This window comes from Rhabdothermincola sediminis, assembly GCF_014805525.1.
GTDB classification, from domain to species: Bacteria; Actinomycetota; Acidimicrobiia; order Acidimicrobiales; family Acidimicrobilacustridaceae; genus Rhabdothermincola; species Rhabdothermincola sediminis.
Genome location: NZ_JACFSZ010000029.1, coordinates 1 through 10,682 on the forward strand (window position 1 = coordinate 1; position 10,682 = coordinate 10,682).

Below are 10,682 nucleotides of genomic sequence, written 5' to 3' on the forward strand. Positions count from 1 at the left end.
ACCGCCTTCCCCCCCCCCACCGGGCCCTTCTAACGGGGCCCGCCCCACCGGTTCGACCGGCCAGAACGAGCCAGGGGAGCGGAAGGGGGCGGAGGCTTCGGAATACCCGACTGATCCGGTCGGGTTTAGACTGTCGTCATGGCCGGTACCGCACCCCGACCGATCGATCCGCGAGGCCCCCGCTTCAACCAAGCGGTCTTGGCGCTCGCGCTGCTCGCCGGCTTCGCCTTCGACCAGCGCTGGGTGGTGCCCGTGTGGGCGCTGGTGCTGTTGGCGGGGGCGGCGTTCGGTCCCGCCTACGGCCCGTTCCTGCGCTTGTTCGCCGAGGTCATCCGGCCCCGGCTGCGACCCCCCGCCGAGCTAGAGGACCCGCGACCGCCCCGGTTCGCGGCGTCCGTGGGAGTGGTCTTCCTCGGTGCGGCCACGGCAGCGTTCGCGGCCGGGGCCACCGGGCTCGGCTGGGCGCTGGCCCTGATCGTCGCGGCCCTCGCCGGTCTCGCGGCCGTGAGCGGCATCTGCATCGGCTGCGAGATCTATCTCGTCATCGCTCGCCGGCGCGGGGTGGAGCTGGTGGCGTGATGGACCCCATCCGCCTCACCGTCGTGGCCCTGATCCTCGTGCTGGTCGCGGGTGGGGCCCTGACCTACCGGAGGAGTCGCCAGGTCGACGAGGGTCGTGGTGCGCACGGGCTACCGCCGCTGCCGCTCGAGCTGGTCTCGGGCGCATCCGGCACGTGGGTGATCTTCACCACTCCCTACTGCGTGTCCTGCGAAGCGGTGGAGCGAGATCTGCGCCGGGCCTACCCGGCCGAGGCGGTGGTGAAGATCGACGCCACCGAACGCCCCGAACTGGCGGAGCGGTACGGCATCCGCCGCGCACCCACCGTGCTGCGCTCCGACGCAGCGGGCCGGGTACTGGCCCGGATCGTCGGCCCCGAGGGCGTCCGCCGGCACCTCGCACCGATCTGACCCGCTCACCCTGCCGCTCGCGGGATCGGACCCGGCACGGAGAAGGCCCTCGATCCCGGACGTCGCGCGATCGAGGGCCTTCGGTGCCGTACGCCCCCTGGGACTCGAACCCAGAACCTGCGGATTAAGAGTCCGTTGCTCTGCCAATTGAGCTAGAGGCGCAAGGGAGCAGGATTGTAGCGGCTGCGTGGTCGCCCCACGAGCGTGGGGCGACCACGACCGGTGGGGTGGCCGAGGGGACTTGAACCCCCGACCTCCAGGGCCACAACCTGGCGCTCTAACCGGGCTGAGCTACGGCCACCACGACCCACGGCGCCTGCGCCGTGGGAGCGACCAGCATACGGCAGGGGCACCCTGGTCTGGCCAGGTGGCCGGATGGCGAGCCTCGCAGGACACGGCTCCTACAGTTGGGAACGGAACACGCATGCCTCCGTAGCTCAGCTGGATAGAGCATCGGACTTCTAATCCGACGGTCGCAGGTTCGAATCCTGCCGGGGGCGCCAGGGCTCCGGAACCCTCCTCGAGCGCATCGTCGCCCGGTCTCGGCGAGAAGGAACCGCATGGTGTGCTGCGGTGAAGGGTCCCTAACCTCCCTCCGTGTGAGTGCCGCCCCCCACGGATCGGACGAGCCCGACACCGTGGCGATGCCGGTGGCTACCACCGGCGGGCAACCCGGCATCTTCGCTCCCGGTCGGCGGGTGCTGACCAGTGGCATCGTGCTGATCATCACCATCGTGGCCTTCGAGGCGCTGGCCGTGGCGACCATCCTGCCCCTCGTCGAAGCGGATCTCGGCGACCTCCACCTCTACGGCTGGGTGTTCAGCGCGTTCTTCCTCGGCAACCTGGTGGGCATCGTGGTCGCCGGGCAGGCCGCTGATCGCACGCCGCTGGTCATCCCCTTCGCCGGAGGCGTGGCGCTCTTCGCTGCCGGTCTGGCGCTCGCTGCCACCGCGCCGTCGATGCGGGTGCTGGTGCTCGCCCGCGCCCTGCAGGGCCTGGGTGCCGGTGCCCTGCCCGCCGTGGCCTACGTCTGCATCGGGCGGGCCTACCCCCCCGAGCAACGCCCCCGCCTGTTCGCGCTCCTCTCGACCGCCTGGGTGCTGCCGTCGCTGGTCGGCCCCGCGGCAGCGGGGTTCGTGGGGGAGGCCATCGGCTGGCGGTGGGTGTTCGCCGGGCTGCTCCCACTGGTGCTCGCCTTCGGTGCCGTGGTGGCTGGCACGCTGCGGCGGATCGTCACCCCCGGCGGAGGGGCGGTGGCGACCGTGTCGGTTCGCGACGCCGTGCTGGTGGCCGGTGCCGGTGCGGCGGTGCTCGCCGGGTTGGGCGCCGAGCCGTGGTGGCTGGCTACGAGCCTGCTGTTCGTTGGGCTCGCCGTGGGCCTTCCCGCGTTCCGCCGGCTGACGCCTCCGGGAACGCTCCGACTCGCCGAGGGTCTCCCCGCGGCGATCGGCTTGCGCGGGCTGCTCACGTTCGCCTTCTTCGCTGCGGACGCCTACGTCCCGTTCACCCTGGCGACGGTGCGGGGGGTCTCGCCCGGCGTGGCGGGCTTGGCGTTGACGGCCGCAGCGCTGTCCTGGACGGCGGGATCGTGGATCCAAGCCCGGCAGGTGCATCGCTCGGGACCCCGCTCGCTGGTGCGGGTGGGGTTCGTGGTGCTCTCCGGGGCCACCCTGGCGTTCGCCATCGTGTTCCTGCCCGCCGTCCCGCCCGCCCTTGGCCTCCCGTTGTGGGGGCTCGGCGGTCTGGCCATGGGCCTCGCCTATTCGCCGCTGTCGTTGACGGTGCTGGGCTCCGCTCCCCGAGGCGGGGAGGGTACGGCCACCGCGGCGCTGCAGCTCGCCGACACCCTCGGGGTGGCGCTGGGAACGGGCACCTCGGGGGCGGTGATCACCTGGGCTACTGCTGCGGGCTGGGATCGCTCACTCGGGCTGGTACTCGTGTTCGCGTCGGCGGCGGCGGTGGCCGCGCTCGGTGCGGTGCTGGTGGCTCGCCTCCCGTGCCGGGTGCCCCTGGAGGACGCGGTCACGGGGTGATCAGCACCTTGCACTGGTCGGAGGGATGCTTCAGGTCGGCGAAGGCCTGCGGTGTCTGCTCGAGCGGCACCTCCGAGGTGACCAGCGGGAGCGGGTCGATGCGACCACGATCGATCAGCTCGATCGTGGTCTGGTAGTCGCGTGCCTCGTAGTAGAAGGCGAAGCGCACGTCGAGCTCTTTGGTCATCGGGACCAGCGGGGTGATGGTGTCGGGCGCCATGCACACGCCGGCGACCACCACCGTGGCATCGACAGCGGCTACGTCGGCGGCGTGCTGGAGCAGCCCCGGCACCCCGACGCACTCGATCACGAGTCGCGGGCGGGTCCCGGTGACGGCGGCGAAGGCGTCGCCGACGTCGTCGACGGTGGGGTCGATCGTCACCGTGGCCCCGAGGCGCTCGGCGAGCACCCGGCGAGACGCCACCGGATCGCTCACGGCGACCTCCCGGGCCCCGAGGGCGCGCAACCACGAGGCCACGGCGAGCCCCACCGGCCCGCCACCGAGCACCAACGCGTCGTCGCCGGGCTGCGCGCCGGCCCGGCGAACCGTGTGCAGCGCCACTGCCAGGGGTTCGATGAGCGCGCCGTGGCGATGGTCGAGCGTCGTCGGCAGGACGAAGGTGTCCCGGGCGTTGACCACCACGTACTCCGCGTAGGCGCCCGGCCGTTCGATACCGATCATCGCCACGCGGGGGCACTTGCGGACCCGACCTGTCATGCAGGCCGCGCACTCGCCGCAGGGCGCGAGGGACAGCGCGGTGACCCGATCGCCGACCCGCCGCGTGTCGACCCCGGTGCCCACGTCAGCCACGGTGCCGCAGAACTCGTGGCCCAGCACCAGCCCGGGCATCGGGTACGCATCGGACAGGTGCAGGTCGGAGCCGCAGATCCCACAGGCCTCGACCCGGAGCAGCACCTCCCCCGGACCGGGTCGGGGATCGGGTCGATCGACGATGGCCAGGAGCTCCCCGGGTTGCTGCAGGACGGCGGCGCGCATGGCGCCATCCTCCCACGACAGCGGTGGGCGGGGTCCCACGGGTGTGCCCGTGCGTGGCGAGCACGGAGTTCGGGATTCAGCGCGGGGCCTCGGGTGCCGATAGCGAAGGGGCGGCGGAACGGATCGGGGACTGATGCGGGAGGTCCCGATGGTGGTGCTGTGGCGAAGGAGCCGGGCAGCCGGGTGCGTAGGGCGATGAGTGAGCACATCGGCTCGCAGACCGGTGAGCCACCGGGGGCCGGCGCAAGCGGGCCCCCGGCCGTCGGCAGCGGGTTCCGAGCGCGGTTGCTCGACGCGGTGGAGCAGTCGATCGTCGCGACCGACCCCGAGGGTCGGATCATCTTCTGGAACCGGGCGGCGGAACGGCTCTACGGATGGCCGGTTGCCGAGGTGATCGGGCGCTCGCTGATGGGTGCGGAGCTGTGGGGCGACACCGCCGATCGGGGGGACGAGATCGCCTCGGCGGTGTCTCGGCGGGAGTCGTGGTCGGGTGACGTCCGTGCCCGGCGCCGGGACGGCTCGACCTTCCCGGCTTTGCTCTCGGTCACCCCCATGGTCGGCGACGACGGCGAGCTGGTGGCGGTGGTCGGCGTCACCACCGACATCACGACTCGCAAGGCGGCCGAGGAGCGCGCCCGCCGGCTGTCGGTGATCGTGGAGTCCTCACCCGATGCGATCATCGGCAGCGACCTCGAGGGCCGGGTGACCACCTGGAATCCGGCGGCGGAGGAGCTCTACGGGTACTCCGGGTCCGAGATCCTGGGTGAGCACATCGCAGTGCTGGCCCCCGAGGACCGCCAGGAGGAGATCACGTTCCTCTTGGCGCACGTGAGCCGGGGTCAGGCGGTTCGCAACTTCGAGACCGTCCGTCGACGCAAGAGTGGTGAGTTGATCCACGTATCGCTCACCGTGTCGCCGATCCTCGGCGAGCACGGCGAGGTGGTGGGTGTCGCCGGCACCACCCGGGACATCACCGAGCAGGTCCGGCTGGCTGCGGCCGCGGAGCAGCACCGTCGCCGACTCGAGGAGGTGGAGCGGCTCGCCGCGTTGCGCAACGTCGAGCGCCAGGCCGCCGAGCGGGCCAGCCAGGCCAAGAGCGAGTTCATCTCGCGGATGAGCCACGAGCTGCGCACGCCTCTGAACGCCGTGCTCGGCTTCGCGCAGATCCTGCAGCTCGAGGCGGGGGAGGAGCACCGGGAGGCTGTCGAGCAGATCCTGCGTGCCGGTCATCACCTGCTGGACCTCATCAACGAGGTTCTCGACATCGCCCGGATCGAGAGCGGCCACCTCAACCTCTCCTTGGAGCCCGTAGAGGTCTCGGACGTGCTCCGGGCGGCAACGGAGCTGATCGCACCCTCCGCGATGCGCCGGGAGATCGCCATGCTGATGCCCGGTGACATCGAACCGGGGTTGGCGGTGGTCGCCGATCGGCAACGCCTGATGCAGGTGCTGTTGAACCTGCTCTCGAACGCGGTGAAATACAACCGGCGCGGTGGTCGGGTCGAGCTGGGCGTGGAGCACGTCGCTGAGGATCGGGTGCGCATCTCGGTGACCGACACCGGCCCGGGGGTGGACCCGGCCGATTTCGAGCGGATCTTCATGCCCTTCGAGCGGCTGGGGGCCGAGCAGACGGACATCGAGGGAACCGGAGTCGGGTTGCCCCTCGCCCGAGGGTTGGTGGAGAAGATGCGCGGCGCCATGGGCGTTCACTCCGAGCTCGGCCAGGGTGCGACGTTCTGGGTCGAGCTGCCGTTGGCCGTCCATGAACCGGAACAGCCCACGACCCGCGAGGCGCCACGCCTGCAACCCCGTCCCGTCCAGGACATGGTCGTTCTCTACATCGATGACAACCTGGCGAACGTTCGGTTGGTCGAGCGGGTGTTGCAGATGCGCGCGGGCGTCGAGCTCATGTCGGCCATGCAAGGGCGTCTGGGGCTGGAGTTGGCACGGGAGCACCACCCGGATCTGATCCTGCTCGATGTACACCTGCCCGACCTGTGCGGAGCGGACGTGCTCGCGGAGCTGAGGGCCGAGCCCGCCACCGCCGAGGTCCCGGTGGCGGTCGTCAGTGCGGACGCGTCGACGCGGATGGTGCAGAAGTTCGAGCAGGCCGGGGCGGACTTCTACCTGACCAAGCCGTTCGATCTCGACGAGCTGCTCGAGATCGTCGACCGCGTTCGCAGCGGCACCGAAGGCGGTGACTCCATCTCCGGTGAACAATGAGGGCGTCGCTTCCCCCGACCGTCACCCGGACGGGTGCCGCTAGGCTGCCGGGGCGGCAGGTCGAGCCGCGGGGAGCGAGGTGGTGGAGGAGAATCTGGCCGAGGTCGACGACGAGCTGGTCGCCCGGCTGCGCCGCGGCGTGGTCGATCGCTCACCCGATCTCATCACGGCGTTCGACGCGACCGGCACCGTCCGCTTCGTGAACGACTCGGGCCTCGCCATCCTCGGCTGGGCCCGCCACGAGGTCGTCGGCCGCTCGTTCATCGACTTCCTTCACCCCGACGAGGTCGAGCGCGCTGTCGCCCTCGCCACCGCCAACCTCAACCGGATGCAGGGCCCCCGTGGCGGTGCGCCCTATCGCCTGCGGCGGGCCGATGGAGGGTTCGAGACGCTCGACGTGGGCGTCACCGTCCTCGACGGCCTGCTCGTCGTCGTCGGTCGCCGCATGTACGACCACGAGCTCATGGCCCGCGTGCTCGACGGCCTGACCTCCAACGAGCCCTTCGCCGACGTCGTGGCCCTGCTGCCCGCGTTCGACTGGTGGCGCAACCCGACCGAGCCGTGCGTGCTGCGCTGTCATGGAGACGATGGCGACGACCTGGTCGTCGGCGCCCCGCTGCCCGATGTGCTCACCGGCGCCGACCCCGAGGCGGGCTCGCCATGGGGCCAGGCGATCGCCACGAGCGACGAGGTGGTGGTCACCTCGCTCGACGCCCTGCCCCCGGCCGTAGCGGTCGAGGCTCGTGCCCGATGCTTCAGCGGGTGTCGCGTTCGTGCCGTGGTCGACCCTCGGGGTCATCCGCCCGCGCTCATCACGGTGTGGGCCACCGACGCCGGCCCGCCCCTCGAGGCCCGCTCGTACCCGATGGCCACCATCGCCCGCACCCTCGGCCTCGTGCTGCGCTTCCATCGCGACGCCACCGACCTGCGCCACGCCGCCACCCACGACCAGCTCACCGGCTTGCGCAACCGTGCTGGATTCTTCGCCGAGCTGCCCGCCGATCGGGTGGGTACGCCGGTCACCGTGCTGGCTCTCGACCTCGACGGCTTCAAGCCGGTGAACGACCGGCTGGGCCACGCCGCCGGCGACGCGGTACTGCGCCACGTCGCTGCCCGCCTCGTCGAGGTGGTCGGCCCCGATCACCTCACGGCGCGTCTGGGTGGCGACGAGTTCGTCGTCGTGGTGGTGGGTGACGACGACCGGGCCGCCGCCGACGCCTTGGCCGCCCGGCTGGGCCACGCAGTGTCCCGGCCAGTCCACGTCGCCGGCGAGGTCGTGCAGATCGAGGCCAGTATCGGTATCGCGGTCGACCCGGGCACCGCACGTTCCATCGACGAGCTGCTGGCTGAGGCGGATGTGGCCCTCTACCGAGCCAAGGAGCGGACCGGCACCAGCCGCTGAGCCCGCGGGCATCCACGTCGGGGGCACGACCGAGGCCAGTGCCGGTATCGCTGGCGATCCCGTTGGCCCCGCAGGCGGGCCAGCGGCTGCGGTGGTTTCGGTGCTGTGACCAGCCCGTTTGTTGTCCTTGGTCTTGGAGCGGGTGACGGGAATCGAACCCGCATAACCAGCTTGGAAGGCTGGGGCTCTAGCCATTGAGCTACACCCGCGCGGGCGTGCCACTGTAGCGGGCGTTCGGGCGGACTCGGCCTGGTAGGGGGGTGGGCGGAGCGAGCATCGATCGTGCTTCGATTGGGGACGGTGGTGACCCTGGTGTCGCTACCGAGCTGGCCCCACCACGAAGACAAGCTGCACCGTGATCACCTCGCTGTCCCGACTTCTGCTGAACCTCCACGAGCGGCCGAACGTTCGGGCCGTCGTCGCGGTGATCACGGTGTTGATGATCGCGATCACCTTCGTTGATCGCCCGGTTGCTCGATGCCTATCGGGGTGCGGCTCGGCCGATCGAGGTCAGCGCGGGCGCCGTCATCGGGCAGGCTACCGGTGGGCTCGAGGTCGATGATCTTGTCAAGGCTGCGGACGCGCTCATGTATGACATCAAGAAGGTGGGCGGGAATGCGTTCTGCCTCGCCGACCTGGGCGCGCTGCCCCGCCACCCGAGAAGCACCGGGCCGGGCTGAGACCGCCGGGCGCCGGACCCGGGCCGGTGAAGTCGGGGAGGGGAGATTCGAACTCCCGGCCTCCTGCTCCCAAAGCAGGCGCGCTAACCAAGCTGCGCCACTCCCCGTGCGGGCGAGCCTAGCCATCCGCGCACGTGAGCGACGCGGGTGCAGGATTGGTGTCAGCGCGGATCGCATCGAGTGAGCTCACGGTGATGGCAGGCGCTCCTGCAGGTAGGCGATCAGGAGCGCGGCATGCTCCTGGATGAGGGATGTCAGGTCCTCTCGGTCGCCTGTGCACTCCGCTGCAGCGTGCATCACGGCGACGAATACGGAGGCGCAGACGTGCGCAGTGATCTCACGCTCGTGCTCGCCGAGTGAGGCGGTCCGCGGAGCGACGAGGGTGCGCCCGCAGGCGACGAGCATCTTGCGCACTCGTCGCCGCGCGTCGGCCGCACCGGGGCCTTTCCCCTCCAGGAGGTCGGCGATCGCTGGGTTGCGGGCCGCGAAATCGCCCATGGCGTGCACGCAACGGCTCACCTGCTCGGCGAGCGAGCCTCCCTCGGTCTCGATGAGCCGGAGCAGGAGGTCGCCGAGCAGTGTCTCGTAGCGCTCGGCCAGCGCTAGGGCGATCTCCTGCTTGTTGGCGACGTAGTGGTACAGGGTGCCCACGGAGATGTTGCACGCCGCGGCGATCTCGTTGGTGCTCACGGCGTCGTAACCGCGCTCGGCGAAGAGCGCGTCGGCCCGGTCGAGGATCGCCTCCCAGGTGGCGGCCCCGCGGACTCGAATTCCGACCCGGCTCGATCGGCCAGGTCGTCGTTCGGAAGGGGTCGGTTGCTTGTGCATGGCGAGTCCGATCTTCCCCTGCCAGCCCCCTGTCCTGACGATTGGGCGGAGCAAAGCGACGCTCCTGCGAGCAGCGGGCGATTGGATCCACGAACCATGAATCGAGCTGCGCCCTCAGACAATGAGCCGAATGGCCTATGAAGTTAATCGAGTAATTGCTCGATCATCGGGAGAGCTAACCGAGTATGTGCTCGATTAAGAGGGGCGTGGCTCGGGTCGTAGGCATGGGGGGAGAAGCCGAGGGTGCTCGTGGTGAGCGACGCGCAGCGACGAGGCGAAGCGGACGGGACCCCGGTGGGGGTGTGCCTGGCGGAGATGGGGGACCGCACACGTGAGACCCTCCGCTTACTCCTCGAGACGAAGGCCCCATCGGTTCTGGAGGTGGTCGGCGACACTGAGGCCGAGGTGGCGATCGTCGACATCGTCGGCCCCGCGTCGCGTGCGCGGCTCGCGGAGCTTCGTCGCAGGCATCCAGGTCGACCCATCGTGGGCCTGGCGCTCGACCCGGCGGCGGCGAAGGATCTCGATGCACACGTCCTGAAACCGGTGAAGGTGGACCAACTGGTCGGCGCGGTGCTCGCGGTCCGGGCGCTGAGGCGGCCAGCCGGCGATTTCTCCGAGTCCTTGCCGGTCGTCGAGCGGGCGATTCGCTCAGCAATCGATGACTCCGAGCTCGAATCGGCTCCACCAGCTCGGCGTGCTGCGCGCCCTCCCCGCTCGGTGACCCGGGCCGCGGCTTCGATCCGTCCCCGGGTCCAGATTGCCCGCACGGTGCCACCGGGCCACGCCACCGCCGGGACTCCCAGAGCGGCGAGGGAGAGCATGCTGCCACTCGTTGTGGACGCGGTCCGCACCTGCCTCCGGAAGAGCGGCACCATCCGGCTCGAGCACCACGTCGGGGGCATCATCTTTGACGCCGAAACCCGCTCGGCGTACACGACCCTGAGCGCGCGTCAGCTCCGGTCACTGGCGCGGGGTTCGACCGTAGAGTCCTGGACCGTCCACGTCGGCGCCCGTGCAGGACATGATGGCGAGGCGGCGAGCCGCTGGAGCTTCGAGCAGCTGCTGTGGGCGCTCGGCGTATGGGTGTGCGGACATCAGCTCCCCCCGGGGTGCGATCTCGACCAGCCCATCCGCCTGGGCCGGTGGCCCGATCTGACTCGTGTCCTGCCCTTGCGCCACGACACGGCCATCGCGGCCACCTGGACTCGGCAGGCGCTGAGTGTCAGGGAGTTGGCGGAACGACTACGCATCGCTGAGGACGATGTCGTTCTGTTCCTCTGCGCGGCTCACTGGGCTGGCCTGGTCGTTGCCGGTGACAGTCCGGTCGGGACCTGCGCTCAACAGCAACGAGTCGTTGAGCGCAAACCTGGCCGCCGTGGCCGCTCGCGGTTCCTGTCCGCCGTGATCAAGCGACTCCGGGGCTAGGACTGTGCTGAGCAAGGCGCCTTCGTGGGGTGGAGGGCGGCCGTCGGTCGTGGGAGGGGCGTCGTGTCGTCGGAGGGCGAGCGGGTCGCGGTGCGGGCAGATCGAAGGGCCGGGTTGAGGTGT

9 protein-coding genes and 5 tRNA genes are annotated in these 10,682 nt (G+C 70.6%); 8 read left to right on the forward strand and 6 right to left on the reverse strand.

Going from position 1 to position 10,682, the window contains the following annotated elements:
- The first annotated feature begins 138 nt into the window (after positions 1–138).
- Both HZF19_RS15675 and HZF19_RS15680 read left to right on the forward strand, forming a co-directional pair.
- Positions 139–579 carry a DUF4395 domain-containing protein gene (locus tag HZF19_RS15675; protein WP_208029744.1) on the forward strand — a complete coding sequence of 147 codons (441 nt, stop codon included), beginning with the start codon at positions 139–141 and terminating at the stop codon, positions 577–579.
- The gene (locus HZF19_RS15680; RefSeq protein ID WP_208029745.1) at positions 579–968 is read left to right on the forward strand and encodes a thioredoxin family protein; all 390 of its coding nucleotides are present in this window, start codon (positions 579–581) and stop codon (positions 966–968) included. Before HZF19_RS15675 ends, HZF19_RS15680 begins: the two co-directional genes overlap by 1 nt.
- Positions 969–1,057: 89 nt before the next feature.
- Here HZF19_RS15680 and HZF19_RS15685 read toward each other — a convergent pair.
- Both HZF19_RS15685 and HZF19_RS15690 read right to left on the reverse strand, forming a co-directional pair.
- A tRNA-Lys gene (locus HZF19_RS15685) sits at positions 1,058–1,130 on the reverse strand.
- A 61-nt stretch (positions 1,131–1,191) separates the two neighbouring features.
- A tRNA-His gene (locus HZF19_RS15690) sits at positions 1,192–1,269 on the reverse strand.
- Positions 1,270–1,394: 125 nt separating this feature from the next.
- Here HZF19_RS15690 and HZF19_RS15695 point away from each other — a divergent pair.
- Positions 1,395–1,471, forward strand: a tRNA-Arg gene (locus HZF19_RS15695).
- A 96-nt stretch (positions 1,472–1,567) separates the two neighbouring features.
- On the forward strand, positions 1,568–3,001 hold the full coding sequence (locus HZF19_RS15700) for an MFS transporter (RefSeq protein ID WP_208029746.1): 1,434 nt from the start codon (positions 1,568–1,570) through the stop codon (positions 2,999–3,001).
- Here HZF19_RS15700 and HZF19_RS15705 read toward each other — a convergent pair.
- The gene (locus HZF19_RS15705) at positions 2,991–3,998 is read right to left on the reverse strand and encodes an alcohol dehydrogenase catalytic domain-containing protein (RefSeq protein ID WP_208029747.1); all 1,008 of its coding nucleotides are present in this window, start codon (positions 3,996–3,998) and stop codon (positions 2,991–2,993) included. The two genes, HZF19_RS15700 and HZF19_RS15705, sit on opposite strands and share 11 nt — an antisense overlap.
- A gap of 195 nt (positions 3,999–4,193) precedes the next feature.
- Here HZF19_RS15705 and HZF19_RS15710 point away from each other — a divergent pair, with 195 nt between their 5' ends.
- Together HZF19_RS15710 and HZF19_RS15715 are read left to right on the forward strand one after the other, a co-directional pair.
- A complete protein-coding gene (locus HZF19_RS15710; protein WP_208029748.1) occupies positions 4,194–6,221 on the forward strand; it encodes a PAS domain S-box protein in 2,028 nt (675 codons plus the stop codon).
- A gap of 82 nt (positions 6,222–6,303) precedes the next feature.
- Positions 6,304–7,623 carry a sensor domain-containing diguanylate cyclase gene (locus HZF19_RS15715; RefSeq protein WP_208029749.1) on the forward strand — a complete coding sequence of 440 codons (1,320 nt, stop codon included), beginning with the start codon at positions 6,304–6,306 and terminating at the stop codon, positions 7,621–7,623.
- 134 nt (positions 7,624–7,757) lie between these two features.
- Here HZF19_RS15715 and HZF19_RS15720 read toward each other — a convergent pair.
- Positions 7,758–7,832 (reverse strand) — tRNA-Gly (locus HZF19_RS15720).
- Positions 7,833–8,081: 249 nt separating this feature from the next.
- Between HZF19_RS15720 and HZF19_RS15725 the strand changes: the two genes are divergently transcribed.
- On the forward strand, positions 8,082–8,303 hold the full coding sequence (locus HZF19_RS15725; protein WP_208029750.1) for a nucleotidyl cyclase domain-containing protein: 222 nt from the start codon (positions 8,082–8,084) through the stop codon (positions 8,301–8,303).
- Positions 8,304–8,335: 32 nt separating this feature from the next.
- Here HZF19_RS15725 and HZF19_RS15730 read toward each other — a convergent pair.
- A tRNA-Pro gene (locus HZF19_RS15730) sits at positions 8,336–8,410 on the reverse strand.
- Positions 8,411–8,489: 79 nt separating this feature from the next.
- Positions 8,490–9,131 (reverse strand): TetR/AcrR family transcriptional regulator, encoded by a 642-nt coding sequence (locus HZF19_RS15735; RefSeq protein ID WP_208029751.1) that lies wholly within the window; start codon positions 9,129–9,131, stop codon positions 8,490–8,492.
- 252 nt (positions 9,132–9,383) lie between these two features.
- On the opposite strand from HZF19_RS15735, the gene HZF19_RS15740 reads away from it, so the two are divergent.
- Entirely contained in the window at positions 9,384–10,559 is a 1,176-nt protein-coding gene (locus tag HZF19_RS15740; RefSeq protein ID WP_208029752.1) for a hypothetical protein, read from the forward strand.
- The last annotated feature ends 123 nt before the right edge of the window (positions 10,560–10,682 follow it).

Bases quoted from the DNA above. Each gene is read 5' to 3' on its own strand.
- HZF19_RS15710 (WP_208029748.1), top strand. From the start codon at position 4,194: ATGAGTGAGCACATCGGCTCGCAGACCGGTGAGCCACCGGGGGCCGGC.
- HZF19_RS15705 (WP_208029747.1), bottom strand. From the start codon at position 3,998: ATGCGCGCCGCCGTCCTGCAGCAACCCGGGGAGCTCCTGGCCATCGTC.
- HZF19_RS15735 (WP_208029751.1), bottom strand. From the start codon at position 9,131: ATGCACAAGCAACCGACCCCTTCCGAACGACGACCTGGCCGATCGAGC.
- HZF19_RS15675 (WP_208029744.1), top strand. From the start codon at position 139: ATGGCCGGTACCGCACCCCGACCGATCGATCCGCGAGGCCCCCGCTTC.
- HZF19_RS15680 (WP_208029745.1), top strand. From the start codon at position 579: ATGGACCCCATCCGCCTCACCGTCGTGGCCCTGATCCTCGTGCTGGTC.